Genomic DNA, 21,017 nt, shown 5'->3' with positions numbered 1-21,017 from the left:
CTGGGCGGAATCACAGCTCAACGCGCCGGTGAAAGGCGGGCACCTCTCACGAACAGGAGGGAACATGAGGCACATGCCAGCTCCCCTCGCGGGTCCCGACCGGTTCGCCGCGGTCGCTGCCGCGGTCGCCGATCCCGTGCGCCGCTACCTCTGGCGGCGCACCGACTCCGCCACCGCTGACGACGCGCTCACCGCGACGCTCTCGACGCTCCGGCGCCGCAGCGACGACCTGCCCGAGGACGACCCTGTCCCGTGGGCGACCGGCGTGGCCCGCCTCGAGTTGCAGAACGCTCGGCGGATGCAGCGTCGCCAGGTGATGCTGGCGCAGCGGATCGCCGTCGTCGATCCTCCGCAGGTGCAGATCGACGACGCCGAAGGCGCGTCCACTGCCGACGAGCGGACACGCCTCGTGCTCGCGCGCCTGCGGGACTCGGACGCCGAGCTGCTGCACCTCTGGGCATGGGAGGAATTCGACGTCCGCGGCATCGCGGTGGTCCTCGGCGTCCCGGCCGACACCGTCTCGATCCGCCTGCACCGTGCGCGGCGCAGCTTCGCAGAGCTCTATGACTCCCTCGATCCGCACCCGCCCGAAGCGACGGGCCAGATGACCGGAACCGACGACGAGGACGCCCGCCGCCTCCTGAGAGCCGTCGATCCTGCGCGCAGCCTCCCTCCGCTCAGCCGCGACGAGCTCGCGGAGCACATCGCGATCGCGACCGGCGCGCGCACGACGCGCCCCCGCCGCCGCTCCCCCTGGCTGATCGTCGGCGTCGGGGCGCTCAGCGCGGCAGCCGCCGCCTCGCTCCTGCTGCCCTTCGCGCTCGGAGTGGGCGGGGGCAGCACCTCGACGCTCACGCTGCCGAGCACGGGCGGGCCCTCGGCGATGTGCTCGCCGGTGACGGCCGCCGCGCTCGCCCCGGCTCAGCTCGCGTTCCGCGCGGAGGTGCGCTCGATCGACAGGCGCACGGTCACGCTGCGCGTGCTCGAGCGCTTCGCGGGCGAGGTCGGCGACTCCGTGACGGTCGGCCAGGGCCGGGAGTCGGCCGTCGACGGCGCTCCGATCGCGTTTGAGACGGGCGTCGACTACCTGATCGCAGCCGACGGCGACACGATCCTGACCTGCGGGCTCAGCGGGCAGAGCTCCCCCGAGCTCGCCGCCCTCTACCGGGAGGCGTTCGCGCGGCAGTAGCGCGGACCACAGCCTGGCCCCGGACGCGGTTGTGGCGATCGCGACGCTGGTCGAGCCTCCGGACCCGCTGCCTCGATCGCCCGGGGCGCGCGCCGCGCCGCCAGGACCGCCACCCCTCGCCGACGGCTTGCCCCGGGGACGATCGGGAGACAGTATTGAAAGTCGATACGAAACGCATGTCTTTCGATACTTTGGAGCTCGCTATGCCACGAAACGTCCTCCGCGCCCTGCGCACTCTGCTCATCGTCCTCCTCCTCGGCTGCGTCCTCATCCAGGCCGGCGTCGGACCGATGGCGGCGAAGGTGCTGGAGGGCGGCCCGATGGACGCGGTGCTCGTGGCCGTCGCGATCGCGGGCGTCCTCTGTGTGGAGGCGGTGATCGTCGCGGTCTGGCGCCTGCTGACCCTCGCCTACGACGACGTGCTGTTCTCGGGCGACCGCCGCTCCGACATCTGGGTCGACGTCGCGATCGGCGCCTTCGCGTTCGGCGCCGTGTTCGCGGTGCTCGGCGCCGTCGCCTCGGCCGTCGTCGTCTCCGTCCCCCTCCTGGTGGTCGTCCTCCTGCTCGTGGCCGCCGCCTCCGGTGCCCTCGCGCTGCTCGTGGTGGTCATGCGGCGGCTCCTGCACCTCGCCGTCGCACAGCGCAGTGAACTCTCCGAGGTCGTCTGATGGCGATCGTCCTGCACCTCGACGTCGAACTCGCCAAGCGAAAGATGTCGGTCACCGACCTCGCGGCGGCGATCGGCATCACCACGGCGAACGTCTCGATCCTGAAGAACGGCCGCGCCAAGGCCGTGCGCTTCTCGACCCTCGATGCGATCTGCGAGGTCCTCGGCTGCCAGCCGGGCGACATCCTGAGCCGCGTGCCGGAGGAGGCCTCCTCGGCAGACCCGCGCCCGGTCGATCGCGTTCGCCACTCCGGATGACCGTCGGAGGAACGGCCTAGCCGCGCGGATCCCGGGACGTTCCGACGGATCCGTCCGGAGTGGTCGAGGCGGTCACACCTCAGCGGCGGCGGGGCGCGCGAGGCGGGGCGCCCAGGCCACCTCCCTCGCGGCGCAGGCCGGCGCGAGCCCCGCACGCCGGACCTCGGCCGAGAGCAGCCCTCGTCCACGACGGTGGAGTCCGAGTACTCCCAGCCGAGGTTCTCCGCACGAGTGGTGACGACTAGTGGCGGAACATCCGCGCCGTCGTCTCGAAGAGGCCTTTCACCGGCCGCTGCTGCTCGCCCTGCTGGGCGCCGAGGACGATGATGACGCCGGTGAGCAGCGGGATCGCCCACTGAGTGATCTTCTGCACCCGCAGGGCCGTGGTCAGCTCCTGCGAGTTCTGCGGGGACGCCTCGGTCACGCCGGGCGCGCCCTCGTCGGCGCGCTTGGCCTGCGTCGCTCCGGCGACCGCGGCGACCACCGAGGCGGTGCCGGCCAGGCCGGTGACGATGGTCTTCACGACAGTGTTAGTGCGGCTCTCGCGCTGGTTGGTGAGACGCGTCTTGTTCGCGAGGATCAGACCGATGCCGCCGACGCCGTGCGCGGTGATCGCGGCCAACTGCACCGGGGTCCAGCGTGCCCATCCGTTCGAGGAGAGGCGGAGACGCTCCGCCGGGTCTGCCGAGGTGGACGCGGCGCCGTTCAACCCGACAGCGCCCATCAGCGAGCCGCCGAACCAGGCGGCGGCTCCGAGGTCGTGGAGACTGCGGACGAGAGTGTTGCGGGAGGGCATGAAGACCTTTTCTCTGCCGGCGGCGAGTGCCGGCGCTGGTCGGCTGGTACGGACTCCTCCGACGCTACGCGCGCCGTCGGAGCACGCACGGGGCTTGACCTCTCCCTGTTCGGTCACGCTGCGACGGTGACGATCGATGCCCGCGCGGGGGCCCACTGACGCGCCGCCCACCCACGGCGAGAAGCTGACGACCTGCGACGCCGTCACCATGACCCCGAAGGAGCTGGAGCACCGGCTCGACACCGGCGAGTCGAAGGCGGGTGGGGCGGCAGAAGCCGGAGGGCGGCGGCGAGTCGGTCGGCCACGAGAGCGGAGACCGCATCGTCGCGCGCGTGGGCAGGAGGGAGGCCGGCTCGGCGACGACGATGACGCGCGCAGGACGACGGTCTCGGGCTGCGTTCACCGATGGGCGATGCAACGCCACTCGCGCGATGTGGCGGCGACACGGTGGCGGCATTCGGTGATCGACGTGGACACGATCCGACGTGACGAAGGGGCGCGACCAACGTCCGTCTCCCGCGTCGGCCCCGGCATGACCGACCAGGGCCGTTACTCGACACCGTTGCGGCGGTCACCGTCGATCGCCGCCGCGCTGTCGCACTGTCGCACTGTCGCCTACGACCGGCACGCCGAGCAGGCATCCGGCGGCGTCTGAGCCCCCAGGTGGGGCGGTCGAGCGCCGAGAGAGCCGAGAGAGCCACTCACATCTGCGGCAGGAAGACACGCGAGATAGCCAGCAGATTGCCTCAGTCACCGACGGACAACACCGACGCCGACCGGGCGATGAGGACGCGGTCTTCGTCCTGACCTGCTTGACTGCCCGCATGGATATCCTCACCGGAGCGCCCGTCCCGCTCAGCGGGCCGGCCGCCTCCGAGCTCGCCAGTGTCGCGGTGGTGATCGGAGGGCGGCAGGCGACGCCAGGCGAGGTCGAGGCGAGGTCGCCCCACCCCGAACCCGGCCAGGTGAACGTCGGCGAGCGGGTGCGCGATGTCGCAGCGCTGCCCGTCCGCCGCCGGGCGGCGAGGGCAGCCCCGTGACCCGCGACGTCGTCGTCGTCGGAGCCGGCCTGGTCGGAGCGGCGACGGCGCGCGCCCTCACCGAACGCGGCGATCGCGTGGTGCTGCTCGAGCAGTTCGAGCGGGGACACGACCGCGGCTCCTCGCACGGCGCGACGCGCATCTTCCGCCGCGGCTACGTCGAGGACGACTACCGCGCCCTCACCGGACTCGCTGGGCGGGCCTGGGCACGGCTCGAGGCCGAGACGGGGAGGCGACTGCTGAGCCCGGTGGGTGCGCTCGACCACGGCGACGCCTCCGTTCTGCGCGGCATCGAGGCGGCCCTGCTCCGCGACGGGATTCCAGTGGTGCGGCTCGCCGCCGCCGAGGCTCAGCGCCGCTGGCCCGGGCTGCGGTTCGAGACGGACGTGCTGCTGCACGCGGAGGGCGGTCGCCTGGACGCGGCGGCGGCGATCGACGCCATGCTCGACTCCGCTCTCGGGCGCGGCGCGCACCTCCGGACAGGGACACGGGTGCTCGGCCTCGAGGAGCGGGCGACTGGGGTCCGCGTGCTCACCGACGACGGCGATCTGACGGCCGATGCGGTGGTGGTCGCCGGTGGATCCTGGACGCCCGAGCTCGTTCGCGGCCTGGTCGCGGACGCTGGTCGGCGCCTCCCTCCCGTGCGGATCACCCAGGAGCAGCCCGCCCACTTCACGACGGTGCTCCCCCTCGACCCGTGGCCGAGCTTCGCGCACCACCGGGCCGGGCTGCCGGTGGTCTACGGGCTGTCGACGCCGGGAGTCGGCGTGAAGGTCGGCGAGCACGGCACCGGGCCGGTCGTCGATCCCGATCTGCGCAGCTTCGTCGCGGAGCCGGAAGCGCTCGCCCGCCTCGCCGCCTACGTCGCGGAATGGGTCCCCGGGGTCGACGCCGCGACTGCGGATCCGATCAGCTGCCTGTACGACAGCACGCCCACGGAGGACTTCGTGCTCGACCGGGTCGGGCGGATCACTCTCGCGACCGGATTCTCGGGGCACGGATTCAAGTTCGGGCCGGTCCTCGGCGAGTTGCTGGCCGATCTCGTCGACGGCGCGGAGGCGCACGAGCGGTTCCGGCTGCGGTGCGCCTGACGGTTCCGCGACCGGCAGCGGACCGGTCGGCGGCGCCGCCGATCCGGTCGCGCCCGGGTTCGTGTGCGCGCTGGGTGGCGCGGCGCAAGCACGCTGATCCGCCCTCCTGGTCTCGAGCACAGGAATCGGTGGTGCTTCGTGCAGCGAACTCCGAGAGGATCGCCGCAGTCCCGCTCCCGCATCACGTCACCGAGGACGGTCCCGGTCATGATCCTGTCCCGCACCCACGCCAACCGCTGGGTCGCCCGCGCGAGGCGCAACGGTGCCGTGCTGGGGGTCATCACCCTTGTCCCTGACCTCCCGCGCCCGACCTATCGGACCGTCCGCCTCGATGCCGCGACTGGCGAGCGCGTGCTCCTGCGTGACACGGAGGCCCTCGAGGACGCGTTCGCTGTGCTGCTCGCCGGGTTGGAGCGGGCGCGTTTCGCGACTGCCGACGGGCCGGAGGACCGCGCCGAGCGGGGTGAGACGGACGAGCGTGAGTGTGCGGATCCGGCGGAGCACGCCGCTTGAGCGCGCGAACGGCCTGGTCCCGCGTCGACGCCCCGTCGGGCGGGTCTCTCCTCAGCTCGCCGGTGTGGTGAGAGCGACGCTGGCGAGGTACTCCTCCGACGCGACCTCTGTTCGGAACTCGACGATTTCGACCGAGTGCGCCTTGAGCTGCTCCAGAACCTCCTCGGGTGTGACGAAGAAGAACTCTCGGCGCAGATTGACGCGGTTGACGCGGCGGGATGCGAACGTCTGGTGGAGCATGGTCTCGATCCCGACCGCGTCGTCCGCGAAGAACAGCGCATGGACATCGAAGCGGAAGGGCACAGAGGCGCCGCCGAGTTCGTACACCCGGTCCATGGGTTCGAGGCGGCGCGTCATCCCGATCTTGACGATGCCACCGCCGAAGGCTCCTCTGTTCGAGATGACGTAGACGTAGCCGGCGCGGACGTTGGCGGCGCGGTGGTCCACGTCCGTGAGCGCTCGATCGACGTCCTCGATCCTCGCCCGGAGGCGCTCGGCTCCGGCGGTGTCGCCGTTGGCTTCGAGGGCCGAGAGGGTTGCGATGTAGTGGGCACGTTCCTTGTCGAGGCGCTCGTGTTCCCTGGCGAGTTCCTGTTCCGCTTTCCGTTGCTCCCTGAGCTCATCGCGTCGAGCACGCTCGAGTTCTCTCTCCCGTTGCAGAGCCTGGAGGTGGTCGTTGGCGAGCTGGATCTCCGTCAGGCGCATCCAGTGGTACTCCGGATCGATGGTGAGGGAGACCATCGATCCTTGGCGCTCGATCGTCTCGGCGGCCCTGCTCAGTCGCGCCTGGGCGGTGGCGAGATTGCCGGCACGCACCGTCTTCACGCAATTCTCCGCTTCTGCGTTGTAGGCGCGCAGGAGGAGCTTGGTCATATCACGCAGGAACGTGCGACCCTGGGTCTGCGAGTTGTTGAACGTGAAGGTGGCGGCCGAGTGTGCCGCCCTCTTCTCCCGTACGGCGGTCTTGATCTCGGATCGGAGTGCTTCCAAGCGGGTCGCGAGGTCCGCTGAGGATTCCGCTGGATGCTCGTAGTCGTACAGACCGAGTTCCTGGATCTCGAGAGAACCGCGGACACCGATGATCTCCTCCTGCAGTGCCGAGAGGTCTGATCGCCGCGCAGCGATATCTGCTTCGAGCGCCGCGAGCACGGCGCCGGAGGTGGCGAGGCGCGCAGTGGTCTCGGCGATGCGCTGCGCGGCGGCCGCCTCGCTCGCGGAGTGCTGAGCGGCGATCTCCGACGCCCGGCGTTCCTTCTCCGCGTCGAGCTCGATCAGCTCGAGCAGCCCGTACTTCTCGATCGACGCCTCCAGTTCGGCGACGCGGGCGGCCAGGTCCCTGGCGAACCTGCGGGCCCCGAAGAACGGGACGGTCACGGACGCCGACCCGGTGAGCGGCGGCTCCTCGGCTGGTCTGGTCAATTCGTCGAGCACGTCCGGTTCCTGGCTCAGGATCTCCGCTTCCTGAGACGCGGACGCCGCGGAGAGGGATCGAGACTGTGTGGGCACTTCCTGATCCGAATGGAGTACGGGCCGGGTCGGCGCCTCCTCCTCCACGGGGAGCGGCAGGTGCATTGGCGCACTCCATTCGGATCGGGACCGCACCGAGGCGGGCGAGTTCCTCTCCGAACGGGATGTGGACTCGGGACCCGATCGCCTCTCCGCACTTGCCTGCGCCTGAACATCGGCTTGTGCTTGCGCCTCCGCCTCCGCTTCTGCCGCCCGCCTTTCGCGTCGTGACATCGGCTGGGCCGCGAGGGGGGCTGCATTCTCTGAGCTGTTTCCCGCCTGCGGGACGGGATGCGTATGCTCCGTCCACACCTTCCCGTCCCAGTAGCGGAGAAGTGAGGGGACGGTCGGATCCGGATACCACGCGGCGGGAGCGCTCATTCCGAGAGGCTATGGCCCGGGGAGTCTTCTCGGAAGGCATTCCCCTCCCCCGGTCCCAGAAACGATCGCGGCTGAGAGCTATCCATCACATCCCTCAGCGACACCGGCGTCAGCCGGGCGGATGCCGGCGATCGGCGGATTCTACCCATCGAGAGGCGGCGGCCGGCGCCTCCGTCGACGCGAGGTCCCGCGGGCCGATCATCCGACGGAGCCAGTCCGCTCGTCGCGATCGCAGGAGCGCCCGATGCCAGCGCCGATCGGTGCGGGCGAGGAGCTCGGGGGCGACAGGTCGGAGCGCATCGCCGACGCGCTCCTCGATGAGGAGGACGCCGGGTGGACAGCGGTGAAGCCTCCGCGGGGGTTCGCGTTCCGGATGCCCGTGACCTGCACGGGTGCGCAGCTGCTGCTCCAGCTGCTCGGGGTCGCTCGCCCACCAGGTGCTGACCCCTCTCCGTCCGTCGGGAAGGGGGAAGCGCTCGGTGACACGGAGCGGGAGGTCGGCGTGAGTCATGCTGTGCTGCTTTCGGAGGAGATCGGGGGTCCCGGGCGGCGCTGCGACCGCCCGGGACCCGGAGTCGTTACTTCGCGCTCGTCGCGCGGAGTGCGCGACGACGGACGGCCGTCAGAACGCCCCCGCAGAGCAGGAGCAGACCCCCGCCCAGTGCGAGCGGACCGGCGACAGCTCCCGTCGAGGCGAGCACCGTGGGGACCATTCCGACGGGCGGCACCGTGACGAGGGCGCAACTGGAGGAGGCGTCGTCGTCGCAGGCGTGCGCCACCGAGGTCGGCGTGAAGCCCTCGGGCACGCCATCGATCCGCGCGCGGTTCGGGATCGTCCACGCGTCCACGCCTTCGGCGACCTGCCCGGTGACGGTGAACGTTGTCGAGGCACCCGGTGCCAGTGACAGTCCTTCGACGGAGAGGTCGGCCGACTCAGGGCCGCCGTCCTGCGAGATCGACACGCCGCTCAGGTGCTCGAGCTCGGGGACGTCGGTGAGGGTGAACCCTTCGGCCGGGCGGGTCCCCTCGTTGGTCACCACGATCCGGAAGCCGGCGCGCTGCCCGTGCTCGACGGTCTCGTCGATGGCCGTCTTGTCGATCGAGAGTCTCCCCTCGACGGGAGGCACCGGGATTTCGGCGCAGGAGAACGCGGCATCGTCGACGCAGGCGTTGTCTACCGTCGGCGGGTCGAAGCCCTCCGGCTGCTGAGTGATCGTCGCCCTGTTGGGTAGCGTCCAGGCGTCGACGCCCTCGGCCACTCGCCCGCTCACGTGCAGCGAGACCTGCCCGCCGGCCGGGATGTCGAGACCGGTGACGGGCTGCGCGGCCGGCTGGACGCCTCCGGAACCGGTGTCGATGGTCGGCTCGATCAGGTGATCGAGCGTGGGCACATCGGTGACGGTGACGTCGGTCGCGTCGACCGAGCCGGTGTTCGCCACGACGATGTCGAAGCCGGCAGTGCCGCCGTGCTCCGCGCTGGGCTGCGAGGGTGTCTTGCTCAGGCGGAGCGCGCCGTCGCCGACGGTGTGTGGAACGGTCGCGCAGGGATTGGCGTCGGTGCCCGTTCCGGACTCGGAGGGTGTGAACGGTGCTCCGGCGAGGCACGCCGTGTTGCTGAGCGCGTCGTCGCCCGCCCCGGTGACGACCACGTCGAAGGTCAGTTCGGCCGTCGTCCCGACGGGGAGCGTTCCCGCCGTCCAGCTGATCCGACCGGTGCTGGGGTCGACCGTCGCCGAGCCGTGCGAGGTGTGGATCGTCGTGGCGTCGAGGTCGGCGTCGTCGAGGACGCCCTCGTCGAGGTAGTCGACGACGGATGCATCGGCGTAGTCGCCGGACCCGTCGGAGGTGAGCGTCACCCGGTACGGGACCCTCGCCCCGGGCAGGAGCGGGGTGCCGGGATCGACGGTGGACGTCTTGGCGATCGTCACGTGCGGGGTGAGCGGCGCGAGGGTGGCGACGGCTTCAGCTCCATCCGAGCCGGAGGTCCAGTCGTCGATCGCGCGCAGGTCCCCGTAGGAGCCGTGCACCGAGTCGTTCTCATTCGGCGCGCGACCCTCGCCGGAGTCGTCACCCTCCCAGCGGTGGACTCCCCCCGTCGAGTCGCTGCCTCCCTCACCCGAGGTGGCAGCGGCGGTGCTCGAGTAGCGCTTCGCACCCGGATCCTGGAGGAGCGAATCGTCCCAGTGGATCGAGGACGGGCTGCTGTCGCCACCCGTCGACCGGACGATCGAGACTCCGCCCGCGGAGGACTCCGCATCGACCCGCGTGAAGTGGAACTCGTTCGTCCTCCCGACGGCAGCGCGGAACGTCACGTCGGGATCGGTGATGTCGACGGCTCCACCCTGCGCGTCGAGGCCGTCCCAGTCGACCGAGAACGGTCCGGTCTTCCCGGCGATCTTGGAGAGGTGGACGTCACGGGCACCGTCGTAGGCGCCGTCCCCGTCGACATCCACATCGACGACGACCGTGCCCGGCTGCGTACCGAGCGTGCCGGTCAACGAACCTGCGTTCGACCCCGCCGACGCCCTCCGGAAAGCGAGCCCCTCGATGGTCGGAGCGCGGTAGTCGGGGGCGATCGACTCGGGCAGATCCGGCGACGGCGGATCGAGGAAGAGCTTGTAGGTCTGCAAGCCGTCGATCCCCGAGCGGCCTGACGCCTGTACGTACTGCGAGCCCACTCCGCCTGCCTCGGACGACTGCGGCATGGGCACCGAGAGGTAGGAGGGGTCGGAGGAGCCGACCCGCACGTTCCCCTTGTTGGTGGCCTGCAGCGTCGACGCGACTCCGTCGTACCCGCGGAGGCCAAGTTCGTACCGCGCGCCCGTCTCGGTGATGGCGTGGAGCGTGAACGAGGAACGCCGCTCCTCCGGAGAGGAGTACGACTCGCGCGCTCCGGACTGGATCGCGTAGGAGTTCGACCACACACGACCCGCGAGCCCGGTGCCGCCCGCGTCAGCGACTCCGACGCTCCACAGCAGATTGACCGGAGCGGTCACATCGTCGTCGGCGACATCGATCCGGTAGACCCCCGTTTCGGGAGCGACGAAGGAGCCTCCTGCAGAGACCGACGGCGGCGCGCCCCGTGGGAAGACCTGCTCGTCGAGGACGGAGCCGTCGGGAGCGGTCACCTTGGCCGATCCTCCGCCGCTCTCGCCCTCGCCTGCGCCGGAGCCGGCCTTGAGCGGATGCAGGTCCACACGGAGCGTCTCGCCCGCACGGACCCACGCCGAAATCGTCGTGATTCCCGCGTTCGTCGCACCGCCGTGCAGCAGAGTGTTCTCGATCGTCGTATGCGGGGCGTCGGCGGCGACTGCAGGAGGCGGCGCCAATCCTCCACCTAGCAGGCCGCCGACGAGCACGCAGCCCGCCGTCGTCCCGACAAGTGCTCGCGCGGTTCGCGCTCGTGGTCGTCCGCGCTCGTCCCGCCCCGACTGTTCCGTTCGACTCATCCGATGTCCTCTCCTCAGCCGTCCGAACGCAACGCGTCGGCGGCGACTCTTCAGCCCCACGAAAAAAGAATATTGCTCAGGTCGATGTGACCGTCTCGCGGACGGCGTCATCTGGGGAGAACGGCGCGAGATGGCGTTTGGGGAGGAGGACAGCCAGGCGTGCCGGCGGTCCGGCGGCTCCTTTTCGCGAGCGGCAGGACGACTTTCCGCTCGCCGAGAGCGTCCACGCTCATCGACCGCCGCAGCACCAGATCCGCCGAGAAGCCCGAGCATCTCGCCGAGGCGGACCGCTCTGGCCTCTCTCCCCCGGTCGGCGGCCCCCTCCTCGACGACTCACGGCTGCGTCGCCCGGATCCGAGATGTTCGTCACACCGCGCGCAGATCAGGGGGTTCCGCTTCCGTTCCGCGGAACCACTGGAGGAGCGGCTCGGTCACGAGGTCAGCAGGACGTCCGTATCCGGTGAGTCGGGGGGCCGCCATCACCGTTGCGCCCCTGCTGCCACCACATCTCATTGCGGCGGAGGAGTCGATCGCCAACATGCGAAGGACCGCCGCCTCCCGCCGCGGGCACCACCGCCTGACACGGCACCTGGGGCGCCTGAACGCAGCAACCACGCCCGCGACCAGGGAGGCACCCCTGAAGCGCGCGAGAAGGAGAAACCCCAGATGAGCCCTAGGAAAAACGAGAACGGCCCGCCGAAGCGGGCCGTTCTGCTCTGTCTCAACCAGAGTGCGCCCGGAGGGATTCGAACCCCCAACCTTCTGATCCGTAGTCAGAGCCGGGGCGTCCACGGTCGTCCGCCGAGGCCGCTGGAGCCCGCGGCTTGCGTCCCCCGAGGCCGCCGAGACGACCACGCATGTGGACACGTTGCTGTCAGCGTTGCTGTCCGTGGTGGGGTGGTGCTCCGATGACCACCGCCGACTGGCACGACCTGTTCGTCCCGACGCTCATGCCCGATGCGCCGGCCGGTCACGTGCGCATGCGTGCCGATGTGCTCCCGCCCCAGGTCTTCGGGTCCAACGTCCGCAAGATCGCACGGGAGTCGGAGTGGGATCGGATCCGCCTGGGCGTCTCGGCCCGCGCCGGGAAGCTGTGCCAGATCTGCGGTGGCGAGTCGTACGGCCCGTATCGCAAAGTCCAGCATCCCGACTGCCACGAGATCTGGCGCTTCGAGGAGCGTAGCGACGGCCTGACTCAGGTCCTTGCTGGCCTCATCGCTCTGTGCAAGACGTGCCACAACACGCAGCACATCGGCCGGGCCCCGGACCTTGACCAGGTGATGGAGGTCCTGATGGGGCTCAACGGCTGGACAAGAGAGGAAGCGCGCGCCTACGTGCAGCGAGCCTTCGCACGCCTCAAGCTGCTCCGCGATGTCGAGATCCACCTCGACCTGTCACTGCTCGTGGGGCAGATCGTCGTGCCGAGCGCGCCTGACTTGCTCTTCACCTCAGCGGGCCGTGAAGCCCTAGGCCCCTCGTGGAAGCCTTCGGGACCTGCGACCAGGAGGTGCGCCTCGACGTAGCGCCGTCCCCCGGACCAGCAACGTGCCTCGCGATGGCGTCGGCACGCGGACCCGCCCCTCACACGTGGAGAGGCGGATCTTGCTGGTTAAGAGGGACCGGCATCATCGCGGCGGCCCGCCGAGGAGCGCCCGGACCGCAGCGGAGCGAGGACCGGACGCACCGCAGGTGGGGCACGCCGGGCGAAGCCCGGCGCTTGAACGAGTAAAGAAAGTTCTCACGGCATGGTTGGCACGGGGGGCACCCACGTCGGATACAGTTGGAGTGTTAACTACGGCACGAGGAGACACCGATGGCCCGTTCTGATCTCCTACTCGATCTCATCGAAGCCGAACAGCGCGGTGATAAGTCTCGCTTCCGAGGTCTCGTCGAGACCATCATTGCCGAGGAGCGGGCGAATCAGCATCATCTTCTAGCGGATCGCCTTGCAGAGTTAATCACTACGCATGGGCATAGTGGCACCCCTCAGCGCGACAGCTACAGCTCCGCCGTCTCGGACCTGGTCCACGAGGTTATACCCCGCAAGCGAATTGACGACCTTAGACTCGCGCCGCTCGTACAGCAGAGCGTCCGCGAGTTGATCGAGGAGCACCACCGCGGAGATCTTCTGCGAAGCTACGGCATCGAACCCAGGAATCGCGTACTCTTCGAAGGCCCCCCCGGCAACGGAAAGACGTCTTTAGCTGAGGCCCTTGCCACGGAGTTAATGCTCCCGTTCTACACGGTTAGGTACGAGGGTGTTGTATCGAGCTTTCTTGGAGAAACCACGGCTCGATTGGACCAGGTGTTTGATTTCGCGCGGACGCGTCGCTGCGTCCTGTTCTTCGACGAGCTTGACACACTAGCGAAAGAAAGAGCAGACGCCCACGAAACGGGCGAAATTAAGCGCGTAGTTTCCACCCTGCTAATGCAGATAGACAGACTGCCGGCTCACGTCATCCTGGTTGGCGCAACCAATCACAGCGAACTGCTTGATAGGGCAGCGTGGCGACGTTTTCAATTACGCATAACACTTGAGAGCCCGTCTCGCACCAATATGACCGCTTATCTTGAGGGTCTCGTCAAGCAACTCGGGGGTCATTTAGGTTTCACCCCCCGCACCTTGGCTGACAAGCTAGCCGGCGCGAGCTATGCCGAGGTCGAAGAATTTGCAAAAGATATTCGCCGCAGAGTGATTTTGACAGGCCCTGGCGCCGATACGCCGACCATAGTGCGAGAACGAATCGCTATGTGGCGTAGCCAGGCATCGTCGTGAGCGACCCTCGCCCGTACTTAGCATTCCCTGCGGCAGCCACTGTGAGGCAGCCTAGCGGGACTGGCTTTCCCGGCCCCAAAGTAGTTGGACCACCGCCGGCAGAGCAGGCAGCACGCATCGGCCCTAAGCTCGATCGACTTCATAGCGCTCTAGAGGCGCGTCGGGTCAATGTGCACGAAGCAGCCGACGAGGGTGACCCCTCGCTCATTGTCGTCTTTGACCTCGCCGGAACAGTAGAGGATTTCCGCAAAGCGGCGGCAAAAGTGCCGGGCTTCGACTACCTGCTGGAAGTTGACGAGGAAAAGAGTCAACCGGATTCCCTTTTTCATCTAGAGGAACATTCCGTAGCAGTCAACAAGCCCGTGCCTCGCACACTTCACGTTGTCATGTCCGACGCAGCCGCCGCACGTCAACTCGTGTCTCTTTTCAAGCAGTGGGAAGAAAATCCACGCGTGACACTAAGGACGGGCTTCAATCCCCTTAAGCAAGTTTTCGCGCAACTACGAAATGTTCGACCTTGGAGTATTCAGGATAGAGTTCGAGAGACAGGCCTCCTGGAGGAGTGGAGCGAAGATCTCGAAGCAGCGGGCCCGTACAGAAGCAGTAAGCGCGTAGAGATTGAGTTATGGTTTCGAAGCGACGCGGACCTGCGAATAAGGGCAGAAGGTCACGTACGAAGAGTAGTTAGTGCAAGCGGTGGTCAGGTAGTCTCTTCAACAATAATTGCGGAGGCAAGCTACCATGCCCTCCTTGCCGACATTCCCATACAAGCCGTGGAGTCCGTCGTCAAAGATGGGGCGGAGTCTTTGGCCGTCTTGACGACCGATGCCGTTATGTTCGTGAGCCCATATCGGCCCATGTCCTTTGAAACAACCAGCGCATTTGAGCCACAAGAACTCCCCACCCCCACGGAAGCTGATACGTCGCCCCCTCGAGTTGCCCTACTCGATGGGTTGCCGATAGCCAATCACCCCCACCTTGCGGGCAAAGTCATAGTCGACGACCCCGATGACTTAGCGCAAGAGTATCCCATTTCGGCCCGCGCACATGGCACGGCGATGGCTTCTTTGATCATTAGAGGCGACCTCAGGGACGGATCGCAGCCCATCGCTGGTCGCATCTATGTTCGCCCCATACTTACGCCCCACGAATTCGGTGATCGAGAGGTTGCCAAGAGTGACCTGCTATTTCCCGACCTCCTCCATCGATCGATCAAACGGATAGTTGACGGTGACGACGGCTCCCCCGCCGCCGCACCAAGCGTGAGAGTTATCAATCTATCGATAGGTGACGATACTAAAGTATTCGTAAACCGCATGAGTCCGGCAGCGAGAGTCATCGACTGGCTGTCGGTGAACTACAACGTACTCATCATTGTAAGTGCCGGAAATCACGTAAGACTTCCTATTGAAATACCGGCGAGTGCCACCAGCAGTGCGGAGACTCTCCACTCCGCCGCGCGACAGGCGACTTACGCATCCGCGCGACACCGTGGCATGTTGTCTCCAGCCGAGTCTATTAACGCGATCTCGGTCGGCGCCCTCCATCAAGACAGCTCAGGAGCGCAAGCACCTGACACCGTTTTGGATGCCACGGCAGAGGGCGCACCCGCGCTGTACAGCGCCGTCGGGCTCGGTTTCCGTGGATCCGTGAAACCAGACCTATACATGTCTGCTGGGAGGGCGTTCTACTCCCGCCCGCCCCAGGATGGCAATTCTGTTCGCATCAAGCCAGGCCAGCCTGGAAACGAAGGACCCGGACACCTAGTGGCTGGCCCTCCGCACTCGGGACTGAAAACGGGCGTGGCGTACACTCATGGCTCGAGTAATGCTGCCGCACTGGCGACTCGCACCGCAGCTTCTATTTTTTCAACTCTAGAGGATCCTTCTCAAGTTGGAGACCCTTTTCCCTGGCCCGACGCCCAATATCACCCCGTTTTAGTCAAGGCCCTATTGGTGCATTCGGCACGATGGGGGATCAATAAAGACAGACTGATCGCAGAGCTTGGACCCTTGCATGAAACTCTTCGGGCTCGAAGAAACCTCACTAAACTTCTTGGCTATGGCAGCGTAGATTCGAATCGCGCAATGTCTGCCCTTACAAATCGTGCACTTATCGTGGGCGCTGGGACCCTTCGGGCCGGGGATCGGCAGCGCTTTGAGTTTCCCCTGCCGGCCGACCTTCGATCTTCTACGGCTTGGCGCCGCCTAACCGTGACGCTCGCATGGCTGACACCAATTGAGCCGAGCTCACGCAAGTACCGAGGAGTAAAGCTCACACTTAAGGATCCGGACACAAATATTATCGGGGCGAGCGCCTCACAAGCCGATTATTGGCCCAGCCTAAACGGCACCGTCCAACAACATGTACTGGACGGATCTGCGGGTGTGAACTTTGGCGAGAATGGAGTCATTCGGCTAGACGTTGACGCGCATTCAGACGCTATTAAAGATTCGACTCCAGTTCGCTTTGCGCTCGTTACCTCCCTTGAAGTGGCGCCCAGCACATCCGTCAATGTATTTGACCAAGTTCGTGCGGGCTTACGAATTCAGGCCTCGGCCCGGACCGCCGCTCAAGTTCGCACGCGGTAGACCACCACCCTCGACTATTGACACGCGTTCGAGCAAATGGTTGCCGTCAGTTTTTGAACCAAGTGAAAGCAGGGCGCCCGTTCGGCATTTCCTGACTTAGCTCCAGAAGCCAAAGCGGAATAGGTTGCCCTTTAGCGTGTAAAACGGAGACCCAGAGTTGCGCTGCTGCGACCTCATATTCTTCGGCCATGATTCACCTACACTCGATGCGGTTCACGCACGCCGTTAGTCTCTTGTGGGGTCGTACAGCTAGCCTCGGCGGCACTGTCTTACTATCCGCCGTAGTCCTGTTTGCGGATCGGAGAAAGCACGCCGTCAAGTTGTCTCTTGCGTTCTGCGCCTGCTCGACCCCGCTCCTCAGCCTTCAGTCGCGCTGCCGACCGAGGACGCACACCCTCGTCTCGCATCGCCTTCGCGGCTCGACCGACGGCCCCGCTGAAATCGGTGAGGTCGAGGAGCGCCAGCGATGGCAGACCGGCGAGGATCACCTCGATGTCCGGCTCGTCGCTTAGTAGCGCCGTCAACGCGTCGACGTTCGCCTGTCCGTACCTTCGCGGAATGCCCTGAGGCGTCGCCTCCTGCGCTCGCGCGAGATCAGCCATGACGGGGCGCGGCTGGTGGAAGCGATGGGCGTATGCGGTCAGCAAGGCCCGCAGATCAGTGCTCGCCCGAGCGACCTTGTGCGCGTCGGATACGGACATCCGCAGCAGGTCCTGAACGTCACGTGGCTTCTTCGGCCAGACGAGGCCGTCCAGATGCTGCCCGTTCCGCAGGATCTTGCGGTTCAGCGCATGCACGGCCTCCACGACAGGAACGGGAACAAGTCCCCACCCGCCGAGTGGCTCCGAGTCATCGAGGTCCGCCATGCCTCCAGTCTTGCGCACGCGCATCGGGTTCGCACATCGGATCTTGCTTCGCTCTTGCGCTTGACATACACAAATGTGTACGTTGGCCGCAGCGGCGACCCGGTTGGACGGCCTCGGATCCATGCGTGCCGCTGATCCTCGAAAATTTCCGGCGCTCGACCGGTCAATCAAGAGATCAATCAAGGGTCGCTGAGGATCGTCGATCCGGAACCCAGAGCGTGCGCACCCCGCGCACCGAGACCAGGAGGAACAACATGCCCGTCAAGAAGACCGGACTTCCCGTCATCAGCGAGACCTACTTCGGAGGACCCGCCTACGCCGTCGGCGAGGTCGAGCAGCTGATGGAGTTCGAGAACGGCCAGGCCGTCAAGCAGCAGCACGACCCGAGGACCAACAAGCCAATGTGGACCGTGCGCGTCTTCGATGCCGATCCCGAGGCACCGAAGGGCCAGGGCGAGGTCACCGTGAAGATCGTGTCGGCCACCCACCCGACACTCCCGCCCGAGCTGCCGGGGCTCCCCTTCCGCCCTGTCATCTTCGATGACCTCGTGGTCGTCCCGTACGTGAAGGAGGGGGCCGGCCGCCCTCGCGTCGCCTACTCGCTCCGAGCCGGCGGGATCCGGCCCGCCATCGTGAAGAAGGCCGGCGACTCGTGATCGTCGCCGAGCTGCGCAACTACGCCTTGGCTCTCTGGGCACTGGTGCGGCGGCACAAGCGCATCACGCTGCTGCTCGCGGTCCTCGGGCTACTGCTCGGACAGTGGCGGCCGGTCCAGGGCCTCTTCGCGATCGTGGCCGTCGCACTTGTGAGTGCAGGACTCGTGTGGCGTTATCGCGACGGGAGGTCGCTCGAAGCCCACGAGTTCGGCAAGTGGCAGCGAAGGAGCCGTGCCTTCATCCGCTCCGCCTGGCCCGAACTCATGATCCGCCTCGGACTCTCGGTTCGGTCGGCAGCAGCGTCCTCGGAGATCCCCGCCATCAGCGCGGCCGAGTGGAACGGGTACTCCGTGTCGCTGCTGGTCCGCTTCCCGCTGGGCATGACGAGGGAGAACATCACCGCTGCTGGGCCCGCCATCGCGGAGTCCTTCGGCGCTGTGTCCGTCACCGTCGATGCTGCACCAGGTGGAGCGCTCGTCGTCGTGAACTACGCGGATCCTCTTCGCGAGCCGATCCCACTCGGAGATCCCGGGGATCACGTCGACCTCCGTGCCGTGCCCATGGGCGTGCAAGCGTCCGGCGCTCCGTGGGCCTTCCGTGTGGGGCCGCACACCCTCGTGGCCGGGTCCTCGGGCTCGGGCAAGGGCTCGATGCTGTGGAGCCTCCTCATCGGGCTGGGACCGGCGATCCGTAAGGGGCTCGTGGAGGTCCGTGGCATCGACCTCAAGGGCGGCATGGAGTTGGCGATGGGCGAGGGCCTCCTCACCCAGTACGCAACCGAGCCGGAGGCCGCGGTGATCCTGCTCGAGCGCGCCTGCTCGGACATGCGGGAGCGCGCCGCCCTCCTGGCGGGCAACGTTCGCGAACACACCGTGAGCATCGAGAGCCCCCACGTCCTCGTCGTCATCGACGAGCTGGCAGCACTGACGGCTTACCAGACGGACCGCGATCTCCAACGTCGAGCGAATGCGGCACTCGCGCTCCTGTGTTCGCAAGGTCGCTCTCCCGGCTTCACGGTCTTCGCGTGCTTGCAGGACCCCCGCAAGGAGACGTTGCCTGTTCGCGGACTCTTCACCCAGACCATCGGCCTCCGTCTTCGCGACGCATTGGAGACCTCGATGGTCCTCGGCGAGGGCATGCGAGAGAAGGGCGCGCTCTGCCATCAGATACCGGCGACGCTGCCCGGCGTGGCCTTCGTCGCACCCGAGGACGGCGGGGTCCCCATTCGCGTCCGCGCTGCTTATGCCTCCGACGACGTCATCCGATATGCCGCCGCCACATACGAGGCACCGCGGCATGAACTCATTCGGACTCCCGCCCCGGCAACCGCCGAGACGGACCACACGTCGCCGCGCTCGCCCCGAGCGCGACGCAACCGTAAGACAGGAGAGGAATCATGAAGATCTCGACCCGAACTCGTCTCACCGTTGGCATCGTCGGCGGAGTAGTCGCAGTCGCCGCCGCAGGAGCGGTCGGCTTCGAGGTAGCAAGCACGACAGGTGAACCGTTCTCGCGTGGATACGAGGCGGGCATCACCACGACCCGGTTGGACTTCTGCAACCTCCAGTTCAGAGGAAAAGCCGGGAAGCCAAGTGCAGACGATCCGCGCACCTATAGCGGCCTGCCCGCGAACCTCATCGTCGCGGATCGCGCATGCTCCCCGGAACTCGTGAGCGCCTGGAACCAGGGGCAGGAGGACGCCGGGTCAGACAAGCGCGCATGCACGCTCGATGACCAGCTCACCGCACTAGTCGGTGCCTACGTGTGCACCGTGACGACGACCACGAGCTACTGATGCCGACCCTCGCCGACACCGTCACCGACCGCGTGCGGCGCCCCGACTTCGAGGAATGGATGAAGGGCGCAGCCGCCACCGGCTACTGCGCCAACCCCGTCCGCCTCGTCGGGTCGTCTCACGTGGTCGATGCGGTGTCCGGCGAGGTCGTCTCGTCGTACGAATCCGCGCGGCAGCCGGATGGAATCACCTACGTCCGTTGCGGCAACCGCCGCGCCGTCCGGTGCCCCTCGTGCAGCCACGAGTACAAGGGCGACATGTGGCACCTCGTGGTCGCCGGGGCTGCCGGTGGGTCCAAGGACGTTCCCGAGTCGGTGGGCACCCACCCGCTCGTGTTCTTGACCCTCACGGCTCCGTCCTTCGGAGCGGTCCATGCGTCGAAGAAGGCACGGGGATCCGGCTCGACGCGCTGCCGCCCCCGGTCGAAGAAGGAGCTGTGCCCGCACGGCCGACCGGGCGGATGCATGAGCGTGCACGATGCCGACTCGCCTCTCGTCGGAGAGCCGATCTGCCGTGAGTGCTACGACTACGTCGGGCACATCGTCTGGCAGTGGCACGCGCCTGAGCTGTGGCGGCGCTTCACCATCGCGCTCCGCCGTCGAATCGCCCAGTCGCTCGGTCTCAGTGAGTCAGCGACGCGGAAGCTCGTGCGGGTGCAGTTCGCGAAGGTGGCGGAGTTCCAGAAGCGCGGTCCCGTGCACTTCCACGCGCTGATCCGTCTCGACGGTGACGCTCGCCCGGATGATCCGTATCCGGTTCCGTCGGTGCTCATCTCCTCGTCCGATCTGTCGCGCATGGCCATCGAGAGCGCGGCAGCGGTCCAGGTGACGGCCGCCCCTGTCGTCCCCGGCGAATCCCCTCGCTCCCTCCGGTTCGGTCGCCAAGTCGATGCTCGCGCCGTCGTTCGCCACCACGCGGAGAACGATGGCGAGCTCACGGATCGAGCGGTCGCGGCCTACATCGCGAAGTACGCGACGAAGGCCACCGAGGAGGTGGATCCCTCGGCAGTCGCAAACGGCCCTCGCCCGCATGTCGCGCAGCTCAAGCAGACCATCGAGGACCTCGCACGGATCACGCGCCTCGGCCCCGAGGACGACTACGCGCTCCTCGGCAAATGGGTCGGGATGCTCGGATTCCGCGGCCACTTCGCCACCAAGTCCCGCCGCTACTCGACGACGCTCGGGAAGCTCCGCTCCGCCCGCCGTCTCTGGCAGAAGCGCATCTCCGCCAAGAGGGACGCGACCCATGGCGTGGAGAGCGACGAGGAAGACGACGAACTCGACGACGAGACGACCCTCGTCGTGGCCCAGTGGAGCTTCGCCGGGATGGGCTGGCTCACCAACGGCGACGCCGCTCTCGCAGCAGAGGCAGCCGCTCGCGCGCGCGAATGGAACGACCAGCGCCGCGAACAGATGAAGACCAACAAGAACAAGGAGAGGTGAA

Annotated in this window: 19 protein-coding genes, 1 tRNA gene and 1 pseudogene; 15 read left to right on the top strand and 6 right to left on the bottom strand. The window is 67.3% G+C overall.

Annotated elements, in window-relative coordinates; genetic code table 11:
• The first annotated feature begins 73 nt into the window (after positions 1-73).
• The 3 genes from GSU10_RS02455 (at position 74) to GSU10_RS02445 (ending at position 2,114) form a co-directional block, all read left to right on the top strand.
• Positions 74-1,189, top strand: coding sequence for a sigma-70 family RNA polymerase sigma factor (locus GSU10_RS02455; RefSeq protein ID WP_132504806.1), 1,116 nt, complete (start codon positions 74-76; stop codon positions 1,187-1,189).
• A gap of 203 nt (positions 1,190-1,392) precedes the next feature.
• Entirely contained in the window at positions 1,393-1,857 is a 465-nt protein-coding gene (locus tag GSU10_RS02450; RefSeq protein WP_068208042.1) for a DUF2975 domain-containing protein, read from the top strand.
• Entirely contained in the window at positions 1,857-2,114 is a 258-nt protein-coding gene (locus GSU10_RS02445) for a helix-turn-helix domain-containing protein (protein ID WP_068208045.1), read from the top strand. Before GSU10_RS02450 ends, GSU10_RS02445 begins: the two co-directional genes overlap by 1 nt.
• Positions 2,115-2,355: 241 nt before the next feature.
• Here the strand turns inward: GSU10_RS02445 and GSU10_RS02440 are convergent, their stop codons facing one another.
• Positions 2,356-2,910, bottom strand: a complete 555-nt coding sequence (locus tag GSU10_RS02440) for a hypothetical protein (protein WP_068208140.1) — start codon at positions 2,908-2,910, stop codon at positions 2,356-2,358.
• A gap of 136 nt (positions 2,911-3,046) precedes the next feature.
• On the opposite strand from GSU10_RS02440, the pseudogene GSU10_RS15685 reads away from it, so the two are divergent.
• From GSU10_RS15685 to GSU10_RS15250, 5 genes and pseudogenes are all read left to right on the top strand, one after another.
• Positions 3,047-3,310: pseudogene (locus GSU10_RS15685) on the top strand (hypothetical protein); the annotation flags it as partial.
• A gap of 60 nt (positions 3,311-3,370) precedes the next feature.
• Positions 3,371-3,565 carry a hypothetical protein gene (locus GSU10_RS15415; protein ID WP_241972904.1) on the top strand — a complete coding sequence of 65 codons (195 nt, stop codon included), beginning with the start codon at positions 3,371-3,373 and terminating at the stop codon, positions 3,563-3,565.
• Positions 3,566-3,734: 169 nt separating this feature from the next.
• Positions 3,735-3,950: a hypothetical protein gene (locus tag GSU10_RS02430; RefSeq protein ID WP_068208051.1), complete on the top strand. Its 216-nt coding sequence runs from the start codon at positions 3,735-3,737 to the stop codon at positions 3,948-3,950.
• Positions 3,947-5,041: an FAD-dependent oxidoreductase gene (locus GSU10_RS02425; protein ID WP_068208054.1), complete on the top strand. Its 1,095-nt coding sequence runs from the start codon at positions 3,947-3,949 to the stop codon at positions 5,039-5,041. The genes GSU10_RS02430 and GSU10_RS02425 overlap by 4 nt, the downstream gene beginning before the upstream one ends.
• Positions 5,042-5,248: 207 nt before the next feature.
• Positions 5,249-5,554, top strand: a complete 306-nt coding sequence (locus GSU10_RS15250) for a hypothetical protein (protein WP_068208056.1) — start codon at positions 5,249-5,251, stop codon at positions 5,552-5,554.
• A 51-nt stretch (positions 5,555-5,605) separates the two neighbouring features.
• Here the strand turns inward: GSU10_RS15250 and GSU10_RS02415 are convergent, their stop codons facing one another.
• The 4 genes from GSU10_RS02415 to GSU10_RS02400 all read right to left on the bottom strand — a co-directional run bounded on the left by GSU10_RS02415 (position 5,606) and on the right by GSU10_RS02400 (position 11,711).
• Entirely contained in the window at positions 5,606-7,441 is a 1,836-nt protein-coding gene (locus GSU10_RS02415) for an SNIPE associated domain-containing protein (protein ID WP_082844945.1), read from the bottom strand.
• Positions 7,442-7,550: 109 nt separating this feature from the next.
• A complete protein-coding gene (locus GSU10_RS02410; RefSeq protein WP_132504810.1) occupies positions 7,551-7,952 on the bottom strand; it encodes a hypothetical protein in 402 nt (133 codons plus the stop codon).
• A gap of 67 nt (positions 7,953-8,019) precedes the next feature.
• Positions 8,020-10,770, bottom strand: a complete 2,751-nt coding sequence (locus tag GSU10_RS02405) for a DUF7927 domain-containing protein (protein WP_068208062.1) — start codon at positions 10,768-10,770, stop codon at positions 8,020-8,022.
• Positions 10,771-11,621: 851 nt separating this feature from the next.
• Positions 11,622-11,711: transfer RNA gene (locus tag GSU10_RS02400), tRNA-Arg, on the bottom strand.
• An 87-nt stretch (positions 11,712-11,798) separates the two neighbouring features.
• On the opposite strand from GSU10_RS02400, the gene GSU10_RS02395 reads away from it, so the two are divergent.
• From GSU10_RS02395 to GSU10_RS02385, 3 genes are all read left to right on the top strand, one after another.
• On the top strand, positions 11,799-12,413 hold the full coding sequence (locus GSU10_RS02395; RefSeq protein ID WP_068208064.1) for an HNH endonuclease family protein: 615 nt from the start codon (positions 11,799-11,801) through the stop codon (positions 12,411-12,413).
• Positions 12,414-12,703: 290 nt separating this feature from the next.
• Complete coding sequence (locus tag GSU10_RS02390; RefSeq protein WP_082844947.1) at positions 12,704-13,666, top strand: AAA family ATPase; 963 nt, start codon at positions 12,704-12,706, stop codon at positions 13,664-13,666.
• Between the two features lie 170 nt (positions 13,667-13,836).
• Positions 13,837-16,257 (top strand): S8 family peptidase, encoded by a 2,421-nt coding sequence (locus tag GSU10_RS02385; RefSeq protein WP_132504812.1) that lies wholly within the window; start codon positions 13,837-13,839, stop codon positions 16,255-16,257.
• A gap of 272 nt (positions 16,258-16,529) precedes the next feature.
• Here GSU10_RS02385 and GSU10_RS02380 read toward each other — a convergent pair whose 3' ends face one another.
• Positions 16,530-17,123 carry a hypothetical protein gene (locus tag GSU10_RS02380; RefSeq protein ID WP_068208070.1) on the bottom strand — a complete coding sequence of 198 codons (594 nt, stop codon included), beginning with the start codon at positions 17,121-17,123 and terminating at the stop codon, positions 16,530-16,532.
• Positions 17,124-17,377: 254 nt separating this feature from the next.
• Here GSU10_RS02380 and GSU10_RS02375 point away from each other — a divergent pair, with 254 nt between their 5' ends.
• From GSU10_RS02375 to GSU10_RS02360, 4 genes are read left to right on the top strand one after another with little or no spacing between them, the layout of a single operon-like run.
• Entirely contained in the window at positions 17,378-17,779 is a 402-nt protein-coding gene (locus tag GSU10_RS02375) for a plasmid replication, integration and excision activator (RefSeq protein ID WP_104271850.1), read from the top strand.
• Positions 17,776-19,179, top strand: a complete 1,404-nt coding sequence (locus tag GSU10_RS02370; protein WP_068208073.1) for an FtsK/SpoIIIE domain-containing protein — start codon at positions 17,776-17,778, stop codon at positions 19,177-19,179. The genes GSU10_RS02375 and GSU10_RS02370 overlap by 4 nt, the downstream gene beginning before the upstream one ends.
• Positions 19,176-19,574 (top strand): hypothetical protein, encoded by a 399-nt coding sequence (locus tag GSU10_RS02365; RefSeq protein WP_068208076.1) that lies wholly within the window; start codon positions 19,176-19,178, stop codon positions 19,572-19,574. Before GSU10_RS02370 ends, GSU10_RS02365 begins: the two co-directional genes overlap by 4 nt.
• Entirely contained in the window at positions 19,574-21,016 is a 1,443-nt protein-coding gene (locus GSU10_RS02360; RefSeq protein WP_132504814.1) for a replication initiator, read from the top strand. The genes GSU10_RS02365 and GSU10_RS02360 overlap by 1 nt, the downstream gene beginning before the upstream one ends.
• Position 21,017: the final 1 nt, after the last annotated feature.

Source organism: Rathayibacter tanaceti, from assembly GCF_009834165.1.
GTDB classification, from domain to species: Bacteria; Actinomycetota; Actinomycetes; order Actinomycetales; family Microbacteriaceae; genus Rathayibacter; species Rathayibacter tanaceti.
Note: the sequence above shows the minus strand (reverse complement) of the source record. Positions and strands in the feature narration are given on the sequence as shown.

What these genes read in the sequence shown, in the direction of transcription:
- GSU10_RS02455 (WP_132504806.1), top strand. Translation starts at nt 74, where the DNA reads ATGCCAGCTCCCCTCGCGGGTCCCGACCGGTTCGCCGCGGTCGCTGCC.
- GSU10_RS02450 (WP_068208042.1), top strand. Translation starts at nt 1,393, where the DNA reads ATGCCACGAAACGTCCTCCGCGCCCTGCGCACTCTGCTCATCGTCCTC.
- GSU10_RS02445 (WP_068208045.1), top strand. Translation starts at nt 1,857, where the DNA reads ATGGCGATCGTCCTGCACCTCGACGTCGAACTCGCCAAGCGAAAGATG.
- GSU10_RS02440 (WP_068208140.1), bottom strand. Translation starts at nt 2,910, where the DNA reads ATGCCCTCCCGCAACACTCTCGTCCGCAGTCTCCACGACCTCGGAGCC.
- GSU10_RS02430 (WP_068208051.1), top strand. Translation starts at nt 3,735, where the DNA reads ATGGATATCCTCACCGGAGCGCCCGTCCCGCTCAGCGGGCCGGCCGCC.
- GSU10_RS15250 (WP_068208056.1), top strand. Translation starts at nt 5,249, where the DNA reads ATGATCCTGTCCCGCACCCACGCCAACCGCTGGGTCGCCCGCGCGAGG.
- GSU10_RS02415 (WP_082844945.1), bottom strand. Translation starts at nt 7,441, where the DNA reads ATGAGCGCTCCCGCCGCGTGGTATCCGGATCCGACCGTCCCCTCACTT.
- GSU10_RS02410 (WP_132504810.1), bottom strand. Translation starts at nt 7,952, where the DNA reads ATGACTCACGCCGACCTCCCGCTCCGTGTCACCGAGCGCTTCCCCCTT.
- GSU10_RS02395 (WP_068208064.1), top strand. Translation starts at nt 11,799, where the DNA reads ATGACCACCGCCGACTGGCACGACCTGTTCGTCCCGACGCTCATGCCC.
- GSU10_RS02390 (WP_082844947.1), top strand. Translation starts at nt 12,704, where the DNA reads ATGGCCCGTTCTGATCTCCTACTCGATCTCATCGAAGCCGAACAGCGC.
- GSU10_RS02380 (WP_068208070.1), bottom strand. Translation starts at nt 17,123, where the DNA reads ATGGCGGACCTCGATGACTCGGAGCCACTCGGCGGGTGGGGACTTGTT.
- GSU10_RS02375 (WP_104271850.1), top strand. Translation starts at nt 17,378, where the DNA reads ATGCCCGTCAAGAAGACCGGACTTCCCGTCATCAGCGAGACCTACTTC.
- GSU10_RS02365 (WP_068208076.1), top strand. Translation starts at nt 19,176, where the DNA reads ATGAAGATCTCGACCCGAACTCGTCTCACCGTTGGCATCGTCGGCGGA.
- GSU10_RS02360 (WP_132504814.1), top strand. Translation starts at nt 19,574, where the DNA reads ATGCCGACCCTCGCCGACACCGTCACCGACCGCGTGCGGCGCCCCGAC.